At 47.6% G+C, this 20,050-nt stretch carries 20 protein-coding genes; all 20 read right to left on the bottom strand.

Going from position 1 to position 20,050, the window contains the following annotated elements; all coding sequences use genetic code 11:
- Positions 1-439: 439 nt before the first annotated feature.
- Entirely contained in the window at positions 440-763 is a 324-nt protein-coding gene (locus ACJRW5_RS11180) for a ComEA family DNA-binding protein (RefSeq protein WP_484570579.1), read from the bottom strand.
- 92 nt (positions 764-855) lie between these two features.
- A complete protein-coding gene (locus tag ACJRW5_RS11175) occupies positions 856-2,790 on the bottom strand; it encodes a polysaccharide biosynthesis protein (protein ID WP_484570589.1) in 1,935 nt (644 codons plus the stop codon).
- 135 nt (positions 2,791-2,925) lie between these two features.
- Positions 2,926-3,477 (bottom strand): sugar transferase, encoded by a 552-nt coding sequence (locus ACJRW5_RS11170; protein ID WP_484570578.1) that lies wholly within the window; start codon positions 3,475-3,477, stop codon positions 2,926-2,928.
- A 22-nt stretch (positions 3,478-3,499) separates the two neighbouring features.
- Positions 3,500-4,426, bottom strand: coding sequence for a UDP-glucose 4-epimerase family protein (locus ACJRW5_RS11165; protein WP_484570588.1), 927 nt, complete (start codon positions 4,424-4,426; stop codon positions 3,500-3,502).
- Between the two features lie 5 nt (positions 4,427-4,431).
- Positions 4,432-5,184, bottom strand: coding sequence for a glycosyltransferase family 2 protein (locus ACJRW5_RS11160; RefSeq protein WP_484570577.1), 753 nt, complete (start codon positions 5,182-5,184; stop codon positions 4,432-4,434).
- A gap of 43 nt (positions 5,185-5,227) precedes the next feature.
- Complete coding sequence (locus ACJRW5_RS11155) at positions 5,228-6,298, bottom strand: glycosyltransferase family 4 protein (RefSeq protein WP_484570576.1); 1,071 nt, start codon at positions 6,296-6,298, stop codon at positions 5,228-5,230.
- Positions 6,299-6,323: 25 nt separating this feature from the next.
- Positions 6,324-7,418, bottom strand: a complete 1,095-nt coding sequence (locus ACJRW5_RS11150; protein ID WP_484570575.1) for a glycosyltransferase family 4 protein — start codon at positions 7,416-7,418, stop codon at positions 6,324-6,326.
- Positions 7,419-7,429: 11 nt separating this feature from the next.
- On the bottom strand, positions 7,430-8,269 hold the full coding sequence (locus ACJRW5_RS11145) for a glycosyltransferase family 2 protein (protein ID WP_484570574.1): 840 nt from the start codon (positions 8,267-8,269) through the stop codon (positions 7,430-7,432).
- Positions 8,270-8,318: 49 nt separating this feature from the next.
- Complete coding sequence (locus ACJRW5_RS11140) at positions 8,319-8,786, bottom strand: GDP-mannose mannosyl hydrolase (RefSeq protein ID WP_484570573.1); 468 nt, start codon at positions 8,784-8,786, stop codon at positions 8,319-8,321.
- Complete coding sequence (gene fcl, locus ACJRW5_RS11135; protein ID WP_484570572.1) at positions 8,779-9,753, bottom strand: GDP-L-fucose synthase; 975 nt, start codon at positions 9,751-9,753, stop codon at positions 8,779-8,781. The genes ACJRW5_RS11140 and fcl overlap by 8 nt, the downstream gene beginning before the upstream one ends.
- Before the next feature lie 2 nt (positions 9,754-9,755).
- Positions 9,756-10,874 carry a GDP-mannose 4,6-dehydratase gene (gmd, locus tag ACJRW5_RS11130; protein ID WP_484570571.1) on the bottom strand — a complete coding sequence of 373 codons (1,119 nt, stop codon included), beginning with the start codon at positions 10,872-10,874 and terminating at the stop codon, positions 9,756-9,758.
- Positions 10,875-10,882: 8 nt separating this feature from the next.
- Positions 10,883-12,046 (bottom strand): glycosyltransferase, encoded by a 1,164-nt coding sequence (locus ACJRW5_RS11125; protein ID WP_484570570.1) that lies wholly within the window; start codon positions 12,044-12,046, stop codon positions 10,883-10,885.
- On the bottom strand, positions 12,039-12,947 hold the full coding sequence (locus tag ACJRW5_RS11120; RefSeq protein ID WP_484570569.1) for an NAD-dependent epimerase/dehydratase family protein: 909 nt from the start codon (positions 12,945-12,947) through the stop codon (positions 12,039-12,041). The genes ACJRW5_RS11125 and ACJRW5_RS11120 overlap by 8 nt, the downstream gene beginning before the upstream one ends.
- Entirely contained in the window at positions 12,937-13,389 is a 453-nt protein-coding gene (locus tag ACJRW5_RS11115; RefSeq protein ID WP_484570587.1) for an acyltransferase, read from the bottom strand. The genes ACJRW5_RS11120 and ACJRW5_RS11115 overlap by 11 nt, the downstream gene beginning before the upstream one ends.
- A gap of 145 nt (positions 13,390-13,534) precedes the next feature.
- Entirely contained in the window at positions 13,535-14,815 is a 1,281-nt protein-coding gene (locus ACJRW5_RS11110; protein WP_484570568.1) for a lipopolysaccharide biosynthesis protein, read from the bottom strand.
- Positions 14,805-15,731 carry a glycosyltransferase family protein gene (locus ACJRW5_RS11105; RefSeq protein ID WP_484570567.1) on the bottom strand — a complete coding sequence of 309 codons (927 nt, stop codon included), beginning with the start codon at positions 15,729-15,731 and terminating at the stop codon, positions 14,805-14,807. Before ACJRW5_RS11105 ends, ACJRW5_RS11110 begins: the two co-directional genes overlap by 11 nt.
- On the bottom strand, positions 15,721-16,743 hold the full coding sequence (locus ACJRW5_RS11100; protein ID WP_484570566.1) for a GDP-mannose 4,6-dehydratase: 1,023 nt from the start codon (positions 16,741-16,743) through the stop codon (positions 15,721-15,723). The genes ACJRW5_RS11105 and ACJRW5_RS11100 overlap by 11 nt, the downstream gene beginning before the upstream one ends.
- Entirely contained in the window at positions 16,740-17,615 is an 876-nt protein-coding gene (locus ACJRW5_RS11095; RefSeq protein WP_484570565.1) for an NAD-dependent epimerase/dehydratase family protein, read from the bottom strand. Before ACJRW5_RS11095 ends, ACJRW5_RS11100 begins: the two co-directional genes overlap by 4 nt.
- Positions 17,615-18,928, bottom strand: coding sequence for a lipopolysaccharide biosynthesis protein RfbH (gene rfbH / locus ACJRW5_RS11090; RefSeq protein WP_484570564.1), 1,314 nt, complete (start codon positions 18,926-18,928; stop codon positions 17,615-17,617). The genes ACJRW5_RS11095 and rfbH overlap by 1 nt, the downstream gene beginning before the upstream one ends.
- Positions 18,929-18,977: 49 nt before the next feature.
- Complete coding sequence (rfbG, locus tag ACJRW5_RS11085; protein ID WP_484570563.1) at positions 18,978-20,045, bottom strand: CDP-glucose 4,6-dehydratase; 1,068 nt, start codon at positions 20,043-20,045, stop codon at positions 18,978-18,980.
- Between the last annotated feature and the right edge of the window lie 5 nt (positions 20,046-20,050).

The raw sequence follows: 20,050 nt of genomic DNA, 5'->3' as shown, positions 1-20,050 counted from the left end.
AGTCCAGGTCGCGGAGCCAAATTCAAAAACCCAGCCTAACCGCTGGGTTTTTTTATTGCCTGTAGGACTCTCACCAGGGACTGCGTCCCAGGTTATTCGCTTCGCTCACCCCTTCGGGGCCGCGCTGAAGCGCGTTCAGCTGCGCTGTCGAGTCCAGGTCGCGGAGCCAAATTCGAAAGCCTCGGTTGATCCGAGGCTTTTTTGTGCCTGCAGGACTCTCACCAGGGACTCCGCCTCAAGCTCTCCACTCCTGAGGGAGCCCCTGCACCTGTAGGAGCGGCGCCCCGCCGCGAATCGTTCGCCCAAACACGGCAAAAGCAAAAGCTTCGCCCCGAGTCGGGGCTCCTACAAAAGGCGCAAATTGCATTGCCCAATCTTCAACCGGCAAAAACGAAAAAGGCCGGTCAACGACCGGCCTAGACAGAAACGCCGACAAGCGTCAGTTAACACTCAACTTGTCGCGATTCTTCTCCAGCGTGGCCTCCCCAATTCCCTTCACTTCCAGCAACTCATCAACAGAAGCGAAATCACCGTGCTCTTCACGGTACGCCACAATAGCCTGAGCCTTGGTCGCTCCAATACCCGCCAACTCACGCTGCAGTGTTTCCGCGTCAGCAGTATTCAGATTAACCGCAGCGACCGCCGCCATCTCAACGGCAACCGGCTTGGCACTTTCAGTTTTCGGAGTTTCAGCTGCGAAAGCAGCCAGAGAGAGGGAGGTGAGAACAGCAAACAGCAGGGAAGAAAGACGGGCTTTCAGCATGATATGCATCCTTTCACAAGTTGATCCGTATGGGGCTTCACAGCCCACATAAATCAACCTAGACACTATCTCCCATCTGTCAAATCTTCGAGTCAACGCTCCCGATTTCGCAGGTGGATCCAGTCAACGATCTCACCCTCCGGCACATACCCATGCACCGTCTCGCGCAGTAACACCCGCACATGCGCGTAGTCATCCTCATCGACAGCTGCCAGCAGCGCCTGCAGGCGCACCTTGAGCTCGTCCCAGGGCAGCATGTCCTCTTCGGCGCGCATGATCATCGGATGCTCGGTCGGTTTCACATCCTCGCCTATCAGCAGCTCCTCATAGAGCTTCTCACCGGGGCGCAAACCCGTGAACTCGATGGCAATATCACCATGAGGATTGCTCTCATCACGAACGGAAAGTCCGGACAGGCGAATCATCTTCTCGGCCAGATCGGCAATCTTCACCGGCGAGCCCATGTCCAGCACGAATACGTCGCCGCCCTGCCCCATCGACCCCGCCTGAATCACCAACTGCGCCGCTTCGGGAATGGTCATGAAATAGCGGGTGATATTCGGGTGAGTCACCGTCACCGGCCCACCCTGCTTGATCTGCTCCCTGAACAGCGGAATGACCGAACCGGAAGACCCCAGTACGTTACCGAAGCGAACCATGGTGAAGCGCGTCTTGTTGACCTGGTGGACGCCCTGCTCCTGCCCGAACAGCAACGGCGCCGACTCACGACTCAGCGCCTGCAGTACCATCTCGGCCAGGCGCTTGGTGCTGCCCATGACATTGGTGGGACGCACGGCCTTGTCCGTGGAAATCAGCACGAAGTTGGCGACACCCGCCTTGATCGAGGCTTGCGCAGCATTGGTGGTCCCCACCAGATTATTCAGCACCCCCTCGGCAACATTGTGCTCGACCATCGGGACATGCTTGTAAGCTGCGGCGTGATAAACGGTGTTCACCCGCCAAGTCTGCAGAATGTCGAACAAGCGCTCGAAGTTACGAATAGACCCCAGAATCGGCACCAGCCGGATAGACAGCGACTCCCGCTCGGTCCGCTGCTGCAGCTCGCTGTGAATGCTGTAGAGATTGAACTCGCTGTGCTCGAAAAGCAGCAGGGTGCGCGCACCACTGGCCAGTATCTGCCGGCACAACTCGGAACCGATGGACCCACCGGCCCCCGTTACCAGCACGACCTGATCCTTGATGCAACGCTCAAATAGATCCTGGCGAGGCGGTACCGCATCGCGACCCAGAAGGTCAGCGATGTCGACCTCCTGAATGTCCTCGACCTTCACCCGCCCGCTTGCCAGATCGGTGAAGCCAGGAACACTGCGCACATGCAGCGCATAAGGCTCCAACGCGTCGAGAATCTCCCGCCTGCGCGCGCGTGAAATGGAAGGCATCGCCAAGAGAATCTCGTCAGCCCCCGTCTCGTCGATCATCTGCTGAATGTGCTTAGGTGCATATACACGCAAACCTGCAATGACGCGATTGGCAACTCCTGCGTCATCATCTATGAATGCCACCGCCCTCATCGCTCGACCTAAACGCAAGGCAGCAGCCAGCTGATTGCCAGCTGTCCCAGCACCGTAAATGGCGACCCGCGATACGCCCGCGCCGGCGTCACGCTGCCTTACAACAGGCTCAAGCCAAGCCCCGATGAAGAATTGGCGCATTCCCAGACGCAGACCACCTAGCAACAGCAGGCTGAGCCACCAATAGTTGAAAACCATAGAACGCGGCACAAGCGCTGTCGGGCCGCGATACCAGTAAACAGCAAGCGCCAACACCAGGGCCGAAAGAGACACGGCTTTAGCAATTGTGATCAGGGCATCGCTACCCACATAACGCATTACCGCCCGATACATACCCAGGCGAATAAAGATAGGCAGAGCTATCAGCGGAGAGATGATGAAAAGCCAGCCGTGGCCAGAAAACGGCTTGGCTGCGTCGATGTCTCCCAGACGAAGCGCAAAGGACAGCCAAAGAGCGACCCAGACAAGGATCGTGTCGACCAGCAACTGCAACATGCGCTTTTGTCGCCTGGGCAAACTCACCAGAAACTGGCGCACACCATTCATCCTCATCCTTCAGATTGCCTCACCACGACTTTAAAGAAGCACACGCTCGAACACCGCGAGCCAGAGCGGCGCACCACCTTAAGCTCAATGTACAACCCTATCACCGCCACCCTTACCCAGCGCAGTCTGCAAGATCAAGCTGAAGTAGAGTGAAATTGACATCGACCGGATCATCTTCTCATCGGTCTCAGCAAGTAGAGCCGGTGTCGACATATCTATGCCCTGCACTTGGGCCAACCCTGTGATACCTGGGCGAACACCATACACCCCGCGCGCATCCCGCTCAGCGATCAGCTCGCCCTGATTGAACAGATTAGGCCGAGGCCCAACCAAGCTCATCTCTCCTTTCAGAACGTTCCAGAGCTGCGGCAACTCGTCGAGCTTGGTCTTGCGCAGAAAGCCTCCCAAGCGCGTGATCGAAGCACTGGAGGCCAGATGGCTCGCGACAGAAGCGGTATCCACAGCCATAGTCCGAAACTTGACCAAAGTAAACGGCCGCTTTCCACGGCCTACACGCTCCTGACGAAACATCGGAGATCCCGTGTCCAGCAAGCCCAGCACATAGATCAAAATCAACACCGGGAAGCCAAAGACCAAACCCAGCAAGGACAAAACAACATCAAAAACACGTATCACAGGCTCAACCTCTAAAAGCCAGTCAATCTGATGGCAAGAAACAACGCCTTAGCCCCTCTTCAATACTGAAAGGCGGCTGCCAATCAAGTGTCTCGCATGTCTGCGAGATATCTACCTGCAAAGACCCTAGCAAGCGCTGCGCCATAGCCTTCCGCCCCAACAATGCCGCGCTGAGCTTCAGAACGCCAGCAGGCACAGGAATCAACCGTGCAGGCCGCCCCATTACATCTCCCACTAAACGCAACAGCTCCGTAGTCGATAGATCGCGACCATCACCCGCCAGAAAGACTTGGTTGGCAGCAGCAGGATGATCGATGCAGCGAACGATCAAATCGACAAGATTGTCGATGCCAACCAGCGAACGGCGATTGTGGATAGCGCCGAGGGGTAGTGGAATCCCTTTACCGATCCAGCGAACCAGACTCCCAAAGTTACCCGGAGCCCCGGGGCCATATACCAAAGGAGGACGAATGATCACCAGCTCCATCCCTGTCTCCTGGTGGATGCGCCAAAGCCCCTGCTCAGCCTCCCATTTGGACTGGGCATAGGGCTCCACGGGGTGCGGGACATCAAGGGCAGTAAACGGGCGAACATTGATATTCCCGTTAACGCCGATAGAGCTGATGAAAACGAAACGTTTCACCCCCGCTGCAGCGGCTTGCCGGGCAAGCTCCAGCGTACCGTCAACATTAACGCGGCGATATTCGGTAAGCGGATCGCCTACTCCAACATTGGTAACATGGGCCCGAGCAGCTGCATGAATAACTATTTGCTGACCAGTAACAGCCTTTCTCCAGTCGGTAGTACCAGATAGATCACCAACGACATAAGAAGGCACCTCAATTGGCGCATTCTGCGAGCGTGTGGTTACGGTCAAGTGCCCTCGCTTTTGAAGGACCAAGCGCTTGGCCAGACTTCGCCCGAGAAAACCGGATGCTCCCGTCAGCAAAAAATTCAAAAGAAAACCTGTCTGAAAAATTTAATAGGTAGCCGCAGCAAAAGCATAGGCGTACACGAGAAGATTCCGTTTTCACGGAGAGAACGCAACATCTCGCGAGTAGATATCAGATTACTCTGCCAACCAGCAGTACTCGCCCCTCCCGTACGCATCCTTACCCAATACTTATTAATGATCCGATACTTAGCGCCGTCAATAAGCAGCAAACGCACCAGGAAATCAAAGTCTGCCGCGATTTTATAACCTAGCTTGTAAAAGCCTACACGTTCGTAGGCTGAACGCCTTATAAAAACGGCGGGGTGTGGAGGCATTAAACCAAAGCGCAGCATCCAAGGCCTGAAGCCTCCAGCACGATACTGTCTAACAGGCTTACCCAAGTCGCAGTCAGAGACAAAATCAACATCGCCCAATACAACATCCAACGCTGGATCAGCAGAAAATATAGCCTCTACCTCGCTGAGGACATTTGGGTGCAGATAGAAATCGTCCGAATTAAGGATACCCACGATCTCACCTGTTGCCCGCAGCAGTCCCTTATTCATGGCATCATAGATACCTTCATCCGACTCCGAGATAGCCTCACTCACTAACTCAGGAAAACTAGCGACATGGCTCATGGTGGCATCGGTAGAACCACCATCTACGATAATATATTCAAGCTCTGAAAACCGCTGAGCAGCAACGGAATCGAGAGTTGCCCGGATAGTTCGGCCACTATTAAAAGAAACCGTAATGAGAGTAACCTTCAAAGCAGAGCCTCTATCAAACCCATTTCTAAACAGTCAAATACCTTTACGTTCCTAAAGCACCCCATACTTCCTTATAAAAACCTGTAGTTTCTTTAAAGCATTTATCCCAGGAAAATTTACTAGCTTGAACGTATCCCTTTTGCCGAAGAGCCTCATATAATTCGGGACTCATAAGCGCATTGAGTTGATCAACAAAAGCATCTACTGACACAGAATCCACCAAAAGCGCAGCCTCACCGGCCACTTCAGGTATCGATGAGCATCGCGTCGAGATGACCGGGCATCCGGCCTTCATTGCCTCAAGAACAGGAATACCAAACCCCTCATAAGAGGATGGATAAATCAAGCAAAAAGCAGAGCCGTACAGAATATTGAGACTTTCTGAGGATAACCCTCGAAAATGTTTAACTCGCGAAGAAATAGAGGAGAGCTTATTTTTTTCCTCCGTGCTGAAGGCTTGCCCACCAACCACAACCAGATCAAACTCTAGAAAAATCTTACCTAACTGTAGAAAAATGTCAAAATTCTTATATGAACTTCGATCTCCAACAAACAACAGAAAAGGCCTTTTTGAAAAACAACCCAATTCAGACGCCAGTAACGCCTTCGCATCGTTTAGAGGAAAGAAATCACGCCCCACTCCATTATAAATAACACGTACTCGTCTCTCATCCACCCAAGGGTAAAAATTCAACAAATCAGCCTTAGTATTCTCAGAAACACAAATAACTCCAGCAGACTGCTTAACCGCAAGCCGCTTCTGCAAACCATGAACGAAGCCTTTCAATCCGTGAATATAGCGCTCATAAGTAAAATCATGAACCGTACTAACATTTAACGCTGCCGAGTCGCTAGAAAACCTCAAATAGCTGCTATGAAAGATATGCGTTTTACCCACCCCTCCCTTCATCCAAAACGGAAGGTAACGCCTAGGCAAAAATGATGGATATGATTCTTCCACAAACTCAAAATTAGGGGAAAAAATATTATCATTAGGCTTACCACAAAATATTGATGACAAAGGGTCTGCCCTGGATATTAACTCAGACCAATAGAGCGATATCCCTCCAGCACGCTGCAACTCGTAAATAATACTATCAAAGACAACTCGCATGAATACCTCGATTCAGCAGTAAAAATCACAAGAAAGAGGAAAGCGCACCAGAAAAATTTTTAATCATAGACGCCTCACTATGCAATGACACGACATCAACTCCTTTACCCTTAGAATCAAAAAGACCAGCCTTTAGGCTATCCGCCAAAGCCTCAACAGATCCAACCGAAAAAAGTGAACGCTTATCAAGATACATATCAGCACCAGCTAACGCACTCATTAAAACTGGTTTATTCATATACAACGCCTCCAGCAGGACCATCGGCGTCCCCTCTCCCGCCTCAAAACGAGAGGGAATAACAACAACATCGGCTCGACGATAAAACATAGCGATATTGTCCACATGCTCATAGAAAAATATATTACTCTTAAACTCTGTGAGCCGTTTGAATAGATCAGAATCCTTACCACTACCACAAAAAACGAAATCCGCCTCCCTAAAAGCGTCCGGATATCGTGACAGACACTCCAGGATCAAATCCTGCCCTTTATTATAAATCTCCATCCTGCCAACGATTAAATACACGCGTCGCCCATTGCGACCAAATGGAACCTCTAGCTCAAGACAAGAACTCTCATCTAATCGCTTGAAATCTATCCCGTTATTTACCACTACAACTCTAGCCGTGGCCGAGCGACGCCGAATCAGATCCCTGTTATATCCATTGATTGTTATATAATTTCCACAAAGCCTATAATTTAAAATATTTATAAAATCTTTAACCCGCCCCCAGAATCGACTCTTTGAAACATCCACAAGAAAGTGAGCAGACGGAATATATGAAATGCATTTAACTTTTGCCAGACGAGCTGCTATAACAGCAACCCCTCCCTTCTCCACATTCCCTTGAGCAACTAACAAAGCCTCTGGACGCCACACTTTCAGAAATAAAAAAACACGCAACACCTTCAAAAACCGGAAAAATCTCAAAAAAAATTCAAATCGACCCACCGAGCAGGAGCAAGGGCTCACCGAAACTTCTAGTTCGCGCGCCCTAGATATAAACGCCTTATTCTCCTTGTTGACCAAGAGCACTATCTCATACTGATTCTTTATCCCCTTGAGAGCACTCAGCAACTGAATTTCATGACCACCCAAATGCTCGGCATCACTGTACACAGCTAAACGCCTCAACCTCGCCTCCTAATTTTTTTAATCAGTACGACCAAGAGATATAGGGCATAAGGCAAAACCTCTTTCCTCACGGATCGCTCCTCTTGCTTAGTCAGTTGTTCATGCTTAATACTCAGACCGCCATCCCTCATTACAGCAAGACAAGCAGACACATTACAAAACCGAACCTTCAAAACAAAAGCCGTTAGGAAAAACTTATAATCAGCAGCAATCCTCAACGAAGAATCGTAGGAGGCCACACTCCTATAAACAGCAGATCTAACAAAACTAGCAGGATGATTAACATACATACCAAAAGGGAGCTTCAAATAATTAGCGGATCGACGAGCAATAAACGCCCCCTCCTGCCGACTCACAATATCCAGATCGCCGCACACAATATCAACAGCACCACTCTTCGCGACACCCGTAACTATCTCTATCGCATCTTTCGTATAGCGGTCATCCGAATTAATGAGCCCGATCCAACTGCCGCTCGCTAGACTTATACCTTTATTCATAGCAGCATAAACGCCACCATCTGGCTCACTTACCCAGTAATCGATAGCGTGTTCGTATTTTCTTATGATCGACAATGTTTCATCGGTTGAACCGCCATCAATAACAATGTATTCCACATTCGAGTATTTTTGCCCAAGCACACTATTTATTGTGCCCTCAAGAAACTCAGCCCCGTTATATACTGCCGTAATAACACTTACTAAAGGCTGACCTTCTGCATCAGCTTTGTACTTACCCTGAAGACGAATACCGCCCTCAGCTATTTTCCCAACACTGTTAGGCGTTTTCATACAAACCGCAAGACCGCCCTCTTGCCTTCCAAAGCAGTCAGGCATTTCAGGCACGATTCGACGAAGGGTAGAGTGATTTACACAAGACATTTAACTACTCGAAATACGCCAAAGTATAATGATGGACGTTAAGCGCGCGCATGTCCTGCGGCTTTACCCATAGCATATTTTTATGCTGACGAAAATCCAGAGCAATGGTGTATTGCTCTGCCAGCTTTACTCGATAAGCCAAAACTATATAGTGTGTTGAAATGTGCCCACCAGCTATAGAGTTCTCATAAAAGTGCTCATATACACCCCTGAAATCTTCTTTATGACGTTCATACTCTCGCCCCAATTCTATGTACGTAAGTCTCCTAAACGCCTCATCCAGAGCTTCTCCTTTGAGTACTCGCCCACCGGGAACAAACCACCAATCTTGGGCTGGAGCATTTTTTCGCAGCCCTAGAAGATACTCACCACAATCGTTTTCCACCAAAAGGTCTATTGCTATCAAGGGTGCTGCAGCAAGCACCGTGGCAAAATTACGCGCGTCAAGCCAACCAGGTACTGACTTATCCACGCAGCAAACCATAATTTTGAAGAAACCACTGATATGTCCGCTGTAAACCGTTATCAAGCGAGATTGTTGCCTTCCAGCCTAAAGATTCAAGACGAGAAACGTCCATCAGTTTGCGAGGTGCACCGTCGGGTTTGTTAGCGTCAAAAACCAACTCCCCCTCAAAGCCAACAACGCGCTTCATGGTTTCTGCCAACTCACGAATGGTGCAATCCACTCCGGTACCCACGTTTACATGAGAAAGCATTGGTTGAGTGTTTTCCCTGTAGACCATGTCTTCCAGTTCCATCACGTGCACACTGGCAGCAGCCATGTCATCGACATGGAGAAATTCGCGCATCGGTTTACCACTACCCCAAACGACAACCTCGGAGAGATTCGCAAGCTTGGCCTCATGAAAACGCCGCATCATCGCAGGGATAACATGACTGTTTTCTGGATGAAAATTATCATTCTGCCCATAGAGATTGGTAGGCATCACGCTCCGATAATCTCGGCCATGTTGTCGATTATAACTTTCGCACAGCTTGATACCTGCAATCTTGGCGATAGCATAAGGCTCATTGGTCGGCTCCAATGACCCAGTCAATAGCGCCTCCTCCTTCATCGGCTGTTCGGCATGCTTGGGATATATACAGGAAGACCCCAAGAACAATAGCTTCTGCACACCGGCGGCATGCGACGCCTGAATGATATTCGCCTCAACCATCAGGTTTTCGTAAATGAAATCAGCCGGATAAGTGTTATTGGCATGTATGCCACCGACCCGGGCAGCCGCCAGATACACCTGATCGATACGATTGGTTAAAAAATAGCGCCGTACGGCGTTCTGATCGAGAAAATCCAACTCTTCGCGAGAAGCAGTCAGAAGATTCTGATGTCCCAAGGCCTTAAGGCAACGGACAATAGCAGAACCGACCATACCTCGATGGCCGGCAACGAAAATCGCCTGGCTCAGATCCTGTGTCACACTCAATTCTCCACAGAAACAGGCACATCATGACCATGCTGTTTAAGCAAAGCATGCCGCTGAGCAACCTTCAAATCTTCACGAACCATCTCGGCACACATATCCTGGACCGTAATTTCAGGTACCCAGCCCAGCTTTTGCTTGGCTTTTGCAGGATCACCTAACAAAGTTTCCACTTCGGCCGGACGGAAATAGCGAGGATCAACACGCACCACGACATCACCTATGCCGAGAGCCGGTGCCTTATCGCCTTCTATAGACTCGATAATTGCTACCTCATCCACGCCTTGCCCCTCAAAGCGCAATGTAATACCGAGTTCAGCCGCAGACCACTGAATGAACTGACGCACGGAATACTGCACGCCTGTGGCAATAACAAAATCCTCCGGCTGCTCCTGCTGCAGCATCATCCACTGCATACGGACGTAGTCCTTCGCATGCCCCCAGTCACGCAACGCATCCATGTTGCCCATGTACAGGCACTTCTCTAGCCCTTGAGCGATATTCGCCAAACCTCGGGTAATCTTGCGTGTCACAAAGGTCTCACCACGACGTGGCGATTCGTGGTTGAACAGAATTCCGTTACAGGCATACATGCCGTATGCCTCACGATAGTTCACGGTAATCCAGTAAGCATAAAGCTTGGCCACGGCATAGGGTGAACGCGGGTAGAAAGGCGTCGTTTCCTTTTGAGGAATCTCTTGCACCAGGCCATACAACTCAGAGGTCGAAGCCTGATAGAAACGTGTCTTTTTCTCCAGCCCCAATAAACGAATAGCCTCGAGAATACGCAAGGTACCCATAGCATCTACATCGGCAGTGTACTCAGGCGACTCGAAGCTGACGGCTACGTGAGACTGCGCGCCTAAGTTGTAGACTTCATCTGGTTGAACTTCTTGCAGTATTCGGGTGAGGTTAGATGAATCGGTTAAATCACCGTAGTGCAAAACGAAATTCTGATGTTCAACGTGTGGATCTTGATAGATATGATCTACTCGCTGAGTATTGAATGATGAAGCACGGCGCTTGATACCATGAACTTGATAACCTTTCTCTAGCAAAAGCTCGGCTAGGTAGGAACCATCTTGACCAGTCACACCGGTAATAAGTGCTTTTTTCATATCCTTTCCTAATCTTTAATTAAAGATTTTATCGTAGCGCAAAAAGCGTAAAAGTACTCTTCAGTCCTACGCTTATTCTTCAACACAATGGAATCACTGCAAACGTCAGGATCCACCATTGAAATTGACTCAATTGCTTCAGCCAATTCCATGGAACTATGCGGATTAAAAAATACGGCTTCAGGGAATTGTTCTCTATGCACCGGAATATCAGACAATATCATTCTTTTCCCGGCAGATTTACACTCCTCTACAGTCGAACTCCACCCCTCGAAAAGCGAAGGATTTACGACCGCAATCGAGAACCGGAGTAAAGCCATAACATCGACATACGGGATACTGCCCAAAAATATCACATTATCTGACAATCCGTTACTTAAGACATACTCTTCCAAGGATTCATATAAGCCAGGATCTCTGTAATCATACTTATGACCGGTAAAAACAAAAGAAAAGCCCATTCCCTTATCCAAAAGAACTTTGGCCGCCTCTAAAACAGCCATATGATTCTTATGCTTCCAGATTTGGTTCGGTATGTATATAAACCTTTCCCTTATACCGTATCTACCCAAAAGAACAGCCAAGACATCATTATCAAACTCAAAGTAGCGATGATCTACTTGCGATACAAACCTAAGAACCCTTGCCTTATGGTGAAGCTCGGAGGGAAAGAATTTTTTATAATGCCCTACAGCATCATTACTACTCAAAAAGACAAAATCAGATTTGACTGCGACACTGCAAAATTCTTTATTCCTACTTTCTATTTCATCAGAACTAAAAAATTCAGGTAAATATACATGCTGAAAATCGGGAATCCAGCCAACTTTAGAAAAAGACTTTGGTAGCGCCGGAGTTGCATGAGACACAACCTGCACACGATACTTAAGCATTAAAGCATGCAACAGAGGATCATAGCCGAATACTCTTATAAAAACCCTGGAGCAGAACCATAGAAAGCTCCAACGATCAAACAAGCTTGACCTTACGACCTTGGAATTAAGGTAGGACTCCTCAATCAACTCACGAGGCGTATTTTTACCAACAAAACTAATTGCACAGATATCCTCTTTAAATCCGTGCACTGATATCGCAAAAAAAAGATTCTTATAATAGTTAACCCCCCCCATCCAAGCGCGATTCATAGGGGGAAAGAAAGCAACATTAATCATAAATATCTCTAAACCATTTTACGTAACCAGACAATCCATCATGAATGGATACTTTAGGCGACCATCCTAAATCCCTTAAAACTCGTTGCCCGGCACAGTAATATTTGGGGTCCCCTGCTTTAACTTCACCATTAAAACTCGCGCTTGGAGAAACACTTAAAAACTCCTCAAGCAATTCAACGACACACCGAACAGTCATAGACGTTCCGCACCCTCCATTAACGACTAGCGGGGGCTCGCTCATAGCAGACAGAAAATGAATAAGACTGACCGCGTCATCAATATGTATCCAGTCGCGCGTCTCATCGCCATCCCCCCAAAAAACCGCAGAAGGGCTGGAAACTAATTTTTTGCAGGCATCCCAAAGCAACTGCTTCTTCAGACCTACGCCGTAAATTGAGTAGAATCGAACAATTGATATATTCAAGCCGAACAACTTGTGTCCGCAAATCAAAAGATTCTCAGCCATCTCTTTGTGATAGCCATAAACCGACACAGGCTTAATTTCGGCGTCCTCATCAATAGGCGCATCGGGTTGCTGCCCATGGACGGCGGGACTAGACGGATATATAACATGCGCCTCAGGATTATTCTTTTTGACAAATTCCAAAAGCTCCGCGACACCTGCCACCGTTTTATAAAAATCCTCTAAAGGATTTTCCTGCGCATAACCAACCGATGAGCCACCGCCGCAGTGCACGACAAGATCAAACCTGACATCAAACTCAAAAAGCGCTTTACAGGTAACAGACGATTCGATCCACCTATCATAACACTCCAAATCGGAGCCATCTCTTGAACGACCAATGCCAAAAACACTAGCGCCCTGTGCCTTGAAAAATCTAGCCGTATTGATTGCAAGAAAACCCGCACCACCTGTGACCAATACGTTAATCGTCATGTTTAAGCCTTTTAACAAATTGCGCGGGATTTCCAGCAACTATAGTCCATGGTTCAACATCATGACGAACAACGCTTCCAGCGCCCACAATCGCCCCCTCCCCAATTCTAACACCCTTTAAAACAATAGAATTCATGCCTATCCAAGCATAATCTTCAATTGTTATCTCTTCAGAGCCTACATTATTCCAATTCTTATTTTCTATAAGGTCGCGCCCTGCTCTATAATCAGCCAGCTGAGCATTCAAATCACCAATACGATCACGATAATCTAGCGAGTGGGAGTTATGGTCATACAACGTACAACCCCAGGCTATAGTCACGTAACTGCCAATTTTTATTCCATCGCGGCAAATGAGAGAGGTTCCACTGTTTATAAAGGTGCTCTCTCCGATAACAATATGCCCGGCATTGGACTCAAAAATAAAACCACATGCGAGCATGGCATTCTTTGCAATATCCACTCGATTATTGTTTGACGCCATTCTGAAATGAGCGCCTGGCATCAATATCGATTGTGCATCCAAGATAATCCCTGGATGACGCTTCGCATGGCGGACGGGATTATAAGCCATCTTTTTCAGAAGATTAAGAAGCACAGCCGGTCACCTTCAAACCTTTACGGACATAAAAATACGCGGAAAGATTACAATAAAGCATAGCAATAGCAGTCAGCAACGATGCTGCTATAGGCACAGAAGCAATGCCATAATCCATACTTAGAAAGACAAAGAATATAGGTATCATAGCCATTGACGAAAGGATAGATATGAGCAACTGCCCCGTCACCTTTTCAACAGCGTTAAGGACAACAGCACCGCAATAGGCCAACGCCTGAACAGAAACAAGAACAGCAAAAAAGTATGGAGTTTTATTGTCGACAGTAATCTTTCCAGCCGTCCAATAATAAATAATATCAACTGAAAAGTAGGCCACAAAAAAAGCACCCAATACGAACATCAAGCCCAATCCCAACATTGTGAAGTAAATCCGCCTCACGCGTTCAAACTGCATTCTTTCAGCGTTAAATGTTATTTCCGGCCAAAAAACAGCGACTATCATGTTGAATAGTGATAGCCCAAAAAAATATAGTTTATTAACCGTATCATAGACGGCTGCCTCCTTTGCCCCAAGATAACTATAGATCAAGTAGCTACCTGCACTGTATAAAATAATAGATGAAGCTTGCAGTATAAAAAACCTCAACCCCACCGCCAGCCTTTGAGTTCTTATTTTCGAGCTCACGATGCCCAGGAAAAATTTTTTTCCCCCGCACTTAATATAAGCACACCCCACAAGCCAGTAGGCGCCCCATGTTAAAACAAGCAACACGGCGTAAATCGGCGCGTACATTTGCAAACTAATACTCTCCCCACAGACTACAAAATACAATAGAATAAAAAATGTAACTATGGGCGCTAATAACCCTATTAAACTTTGAACGTGACTCCTGCGAACGCCTTGCAAAATCATTCCGCCCATTGACATGGGAAATGCAAAAAGAACGGGAAGATATAACATCATGATTAGACTTTTATTGCGCTTTATAAAATCAACATGATATGTAGCAACACACAAACAAATCACAACGGCTAACGCTATAAAAAAGGTTAGTTTAAACACTTGCTGCGCTTCGGCCTGGGCTAGCATATAAGACTCATTAGCCACCGCTCTTGCTACTGTGTTCTTTAGAGCATGCCCAACGCCAAAGTCCAATAGGACTAGCCAGCCTATGATTGATGTCAGGGTCACCCACAAACCATATTCTTCAACACCTAACACCCTGATCAGTAACGGCACCGAAAACAGGCCAATAAGAGCAGACAGCAGCCTAACCACTGCATTTACAGCGAATGTTTTAGCCAACATACGATAGAGTCTTTGCTTTTAGCAGCAGACGGATAATTCTTAACTTTGTTCTGAGCAAAGCATGCTTAGGCCAGCGCGCTTTGCTTTTGAATTTCAAAAGCTTTTCATACTCCTCACGTCCATATAAATTAACTAGCCCTTCATAAAGATTTCTAGCATATATTTCATCAGCATATTTTTCAGAAAAAGCTCTTGTGAACATGTCAGAACTACCTTGACCAATCGTAACTATCTTGCTAGTCCATTTTTCAATTTCATCCAACCACTCTTCACTGGCAATTTTCTTATTCGTCAGGCCGCCATTCCAAACCCGGTAACAAGAGATAACCTCAGGAACAAAAGCAACACGCCCCAACAGTAACGCCCTTTGAATCAGCTCGCTATCCGCTGCTGTAAGTTTGAAGGTCTTAGCATCATACCCACCAATCTTTCTGAGAAATTCTGATCTAAAAATGACCGAAGGCATTCTAGCACTTACATCATACTTATACTTCTCAAAGCCAAGAGGAGCCTCTAGGACCACCAACTCATTTTCAGAATACTCCCCAACAATATTTTCGTGCTCATCAATTACTCTGTTGCCAAATATAAAAAAATCAGCATCAACTTTATTAATATAACTAAGTACTCTATCACTCCAGCCAGACAAATATAAATCATCATCAGAGGGCATTACCAGATAATCACATTCATTCAAAACCATATTTAATGCAAAATTCCAATTATCGAAAACGTCCAAAACCATATCATGGCTTTCTATTTTTATATTTCTCCCATTACAGTCTAGCCCCCCCCTCAGATATCCACCGTTATCGCTAATAGCAATAAAAATGTCGTTTGGGATAGTTGAAAGCAAACGTTCGACAAGAATTTTCCTATTATAAGAAGGAATCGCCACAGCCAATTTACTTCCCATAGGAACACCACTCAAGCATCTTTTTAATACCCTCTTCCCTACCAACCAAAGGCTCCCAAGCAAGAAGACCTCTAACCTTCCTGAGATCAGCAACAAAAAAGCGCTGATCACTCTCACGAGCAGGAAGTTTCTTATACGCCATCTCGATGCCCAGTTGCCCTTCTAAAAAACTGAATAACTCAAGGATTGAAGAAGAGTTCTCAATTCCTCCACCAATATTGAAGGCCTGCCCTTTAATTACATCAATTTTCTCTGCCGCTTTTAAATATAGGGAGACGCAGTCAGAGGCGTAGAGTAGATCGCGTACCTGCTTACCATTACCTGAAATGGTAAAAGCCTCTTTGGCCGTCTCTCTCTTAATCTCTATTGCCTTTTGGATAAACCAACCTAACCACCCTTGATCATAGGTTGCAAATTGCCGACCACCAAACATGGAGGAATGGCGAAAAACAGCCGTCTTAAGCCCATAAATGCGCGCAAAGTCAAGCATATACTGATCAGCACTGCCTTTGGATGTGCCATAAGGCGAATGAAAGTCCAGATTCACACTCTCGTCGAAGCCATTGGGCTTGTCGATACAGTCGTATCGGGTAGCGACCTCTTTGTAACTGAACTGCTCAAGATCTCCATAAACTTTATTTGTAGAAGAGTAGATCACCGCAGCCTCAGGTGAATATAAACGAATCGCATTTAATAGATTGAAGCTACCACCTGCATTAACTTCAAAGTCCATCCGAGGATCTGCAATGGAGGTTGTCATTGCCACTTGCCCCGCCAAATGGTAAACCACATCTGGCTTATGACTCTTTATGGTACCTTCAACATCATTGGTATTTCGGATATCACCGTGTATGTATTCGAAATCCCCTTGGGTTTTCAGCCATTCCAAGTTCTGATAGCTTCCAAGTCGGTACAGGCTATCGAAGATGACTAAATCATGTCCCTGCCTTAACAGTTCGCTAGCGATGTTAGAACCAAGGAACCCACAGCCACCGGTGATTAAGTATTTCATTTTTCTTCCTTCATAACATGTTTCAACCCCTGCTCTTGTGTAAAACGGGCCCTCCACCCCAGTTGCATGAGAGGCTGAACATCTAGTTCGATTGAGAGCATCTCACCATCGCGCATGGGAATATCGCCAAAGCCCAACTGCGTATGGCTCTCAGGGTCTTGGTGCTTGTATATGCCATATATAGACTCTACAAAATCTCTAACACATGTCAGCGTTCCGGTTCCCACATCGAACTCTGAATACCCAGGCAATGTCTCCGCCACACTCAACGTTAACAGATATGCACTAACGACATCATCAATATAGATGAAATCCCTAAGCTGATTACCTGTCGTCAGTGGAATTCGCGCCACATTCTTTCTCAGTTGGCCAATCAACCATGGAACGAACTTTTTTCCGTCATCCTTGGGCCCATACATATGCTCAAGCCGAAGGTTAATAACTTTAATCTCATTGCTGCGTTGTTGAAGCCACTCACTGAAATGTTTTTTAGATAATGAATAAGTATTCAGGTGTCTAGGCAGCAGACTATCCGTATTCAAAAAGACATTAGCGTTGAAGTGCACAGCAGCATCAAGCACGCGCAACCCGAGCATCAAGTTTGCTTCTACAATTTCATATACTGACTGCCCATCGCGGCCATAACTGCAAGCTGTATGGATCACGGAGTCAATTTTTTCAGTTTTAAATGCATCCTCAATGGATACTTGATCCACATTAAAAGCACTGACCTGCCCCAGAAGATGATCAATACGCCAGGTGTTCGAGGTTGACCGTTTCAGAATGCTCACCGCATAGCCCTGCTTCAGCAGGGCTTCTAACAGGTGGCTTCCCAAAAAGCCAGTCGCACCAGTCAACAATACCCGCGGCATCAGAAGTTCAGTCCGAAGAACTCTTCCAGTTTTCCAGCCACAAAATCAAAGTGCTCTTGACCCAATGAAGGTTGAATGCCTAACCAGAATGTCTGGTTCATGGTACGGTCGGTATTGGTTAGCTCACCCACTACCCGGTAATCGATGTTCTGAAAATAAGGTTGACGTGTCAGGTTGCCAGCAAACAACAAGCGGGTACCAATTTTATGCTGGTCAAGGTATTTCAATAGGTCCACTCGTTGCACACCGCTACTTTCCTTCAGTGTTACCGGGAAGCCAAACCACGACGGGTCGCTGTTGGGTGTTGCTTTAGCGACTTCCAGAAACTCTGCCAGGCTGGCTAAGCGATCTTTCAGCAACTGGTAATTGCGCTTGCGGGTGGCAATGAACTCTGATGCACGCTCGAGCTGTGCCAACCCACAGGCAGCCTGCATATCGGTAATTTTCAGGTTATAGCCGAGATGGGCATATACGTATTTGTGGTCGTACCCTTGCGGCAAAGTACCGAATTTTTGCCCGAAACGGTTGCCGCAGGTATCGTCACACCCGGGGGCGCAGTAACAGTCGCGCCCCCAGTCGCGGAATGATTCGGCAATTACTTTCAGACTCGGGTTATTGGTAAACACCGCGCCACCCTCGCCCATGGTGATGTGGTGTGCCGGATAAAAGCTGAGGGTGGCGATATCGCCCCAGGTACCTACCATTTTGCCATCATAAGTGGCCCCCAATGCATCGCAGCAATCCTCTACCAGCCACAGGTTATACTTCTCACACAGAGCCTTCACTTTGGCCAAGTTGAACGGGTTGCCCAGTGTGTGTGCCAGCATAATGGCCTTGGTTTTTGGCGTAATAGCCGCTTCAATCAGATCAGCGTTGATGTTGTGGGTTTGCATATCTACATCCACGAACACCGGTACAGCGCCAAATTGAACAATGGGATTCACGGTGGTCGGGAAGCCCGCCGCAACGCCAATGACTTCATCACCTTTTTTGATAGCACGCTCACCCAACTTTGGGGATGTAAGTGTGCTGAAAGCCACCAGATTAGCGGATGAGCCGGAGTTAACGGTGATCAGGTGCTTTACACCAACGAAATCAGCAAGCTTCTTCTCGAATTCGGCGTTAAAACGACCAGTGGTCAGCCAACCATCCAACGAGGCTTCGACCATCAGTTGCAGTTCACGTGCACCAATTACTTTCCCAGAGGGAGGTATCACGGTTTCACCTGGCACAAAGCTCTTGGCTGCGAGTGCGGTATCAGCATATTGCTGTACCAGTTTACTGATTTCCTGACGGAGTACTTCGGAATTCATATTGGCTTCTCTATTTTCAATCTTGTTTCGGGGCACGCTTACACTGCGATCAGTAGGACTGATAGTGATATATTTGCTCCAACGTTTTCTGACGCATATCCTCACCTTGGAGCCAGGCATGCTGCCAATCGACAATGGTATCCAGCGTGTGGGCAAGTGACCAACGAGGCCGCCATTTGAGCCTTGCGGCTGCCTTACTGATATCGAGTTTTAACAATTGCGCTTCATGGGGCTGGGGGTTGGTGTCTAACTGCCAACTGGCACCCTCTCCCCAGTGCTCGGTCATGTGATTGAGTATCCACTCTACCGGCTGTACATCCTCATCTCTCGGACCAAAGTTCCAGGCCTCGGCATAAGACTTTCCTTCTGTGTAAAGCTTCTCTGCCAGTATCAGGTAACCGCTCAGAGGCTCTAACACATGTTGCCATGGCCGGGTTGCCATTGGATTACGAACAATCACCGGCTGTTGCTTTTCGAATGCCCGTAAAATATCAGGTATCAGACGGTCTTCAGCCCAATCACCACCACCAATAACGTTACCAGCACGACCGGTTGCCAAAAACGCGCTGCCTGTTGTATTGAAAAAGGAACTACGGTAGGCAGCAGTTACGAGCTCAGAGCAACCTTTGCTGTTGCTGTAAGGATCATGGCCTCCCATTGGTTCGTCTTCACGATAGCCCCATACCCACTCACGATTTTCGTAACACTTGTCAGTCGTGACGTTGACTATGGCTTTTAGATGGTCGCATTGACGAGCAGCTTCCAGAACGTGCACAGTTCCCATGACATTTGTTGCATAAGTTTCTACCGGCTCGCGGTATGACAAGCGCACCAGGGGCTGAGCAGCCATGTGAATAAGAATATCGGGATTGAACGTTGTCATTGCACTGGTGATAGCCTCCAGATTACGGATATCACCAATAACGGATTCCATGCCTTGCGCCACACGCGCTTGCTCGAATAATGCGGGCTGAGTGGGAGGTTGCAACGCAAAACCTTTTACCGTTGCGCCCATGCTTTGCAGCCACAGGGACAACCAGCTTCCTTTAAAGCCAGTATGCCCTGTCAGAAATACTCTTTTACTCTGCCAAAACTTTGGATCAACTGAGATTGCCATAGACA

This window comes from Pseudomonas pichavaramensis, assembly GCF_050473265.1.
Classification (GTDB): Bacteria; Pseudomonadota; Gammaproteobacteria; order Pseudomonadales; family Pseudomonadaceae; genus Aquipseudomonas.
This window is presented reverse-complemented; position numbering and strand designations above follow the sequence as displayed.

Excerpts from the sequence above, each read along its gene's own strand:
- ACJRW5_RS11180 (WP_484570579.1), bottom strand. The coding sequence starts at position 763 with ATGCTGAAAGCCCGTCTTTCTTCCCTGCTGTTTGCTGTTCTCACCTCC.
- ACJRW5_RS11175 (WP_484570589.1), bottom strand. The coding sequence starts at position 2,790 with ATGTTGCAGTTGCTGGTCGACACGATCCTTGTCTGGGTCGCTCTTTGG.
- ACJRW5_RS11155 (WP_484570576.1), bottom strand. The coding sequence starts at position 6,298 with ATGCGAGTTGTCTTTGATAGTATTATTTACGAGTTGCAGCGTGCTGGA.
- ACJRW5_RS11145 (WP_484570574.1), bottom strand. The coding sequence starts at position 8,269 with ATGCCTGACTGCTTTGGAAGGCAAGAGGGCGGTCTTGCGGTTTGTATG.
- gmd (WP_484570571.1), bottom strand. The coding sequence starts at position 10,874 with ATGAAAAAAGCACTTATTACCGGTGTGACTGGTCAAGATGGTTCCTAC.
- ACJRW5_RS11125 (WP_484570570.1), bottom strand. The coding sequence starts at position 12,046 with ATGATTAATGTTGCTTTCTTTCCCCCTATGAATCGCGCTTGGATGGGG.
- ACJRW5_RS11120 (WP_484570569.1), bottom strand. The coding sequence starts at position 12,947 with ATGACGATTAACGTATTGGTCACAGGTGGTGCGGGTTTTCTTGCAATC.
- ACJRW5_RS11115 (WP_484570587.1), bottom strand. The coding sequence starts at position 13,389 with ATGCTCGCATGTGGTTTTATTTTTGAGTCCAATGCCGGGCATATTGTT.
- ACJRW5_RS11110 (WP_484570568.1), bottom strand. The coding sequence starts at position 14,815 with ATGTTGGCTAAAACATTCGCTGTAAATGCAGTGGTTAGGCTGCTGTCT.
- ACJRW5_RS11105 (WP_484570567.1), bottom strand. The coding sequence starts at position 15,731 with ATGGGAAGTAAATTGGCTGTGGCGATTCCTTCTTATAATAGGAAAATT.
- ACJRW5_RS11100 (WP_484570566.1), bottom strand. The coding sequence starts at position 16,743 with ATGAAATACTTAATCACCGGTGGCTGTGGGTTCCTTGGTTCTAACATC.
- ACJRW5_RS11095 (WP_484570565.1), bottom strand. The coding sequence starts at position 17,615 with ATGCCGCGGGTATTGTTGACTGGTGCGACTGGCTTTTTGGGAAGCCAC.
- rfbH (WP_484570564.1), bottom strand. The coding sequence starts at position 18,928 with ATGAATTCCGAAGTACTCCGTCAGGAAATCAGTAAACTGGTACAGCAA.
- rfbG (WP_484570563.1), bottom strand. The coding sequence starts at position 20,045 with ATGGCAATCTCAGTTGATCCAAAGTTTTGGCAGAGTAAAAGAGTATTT.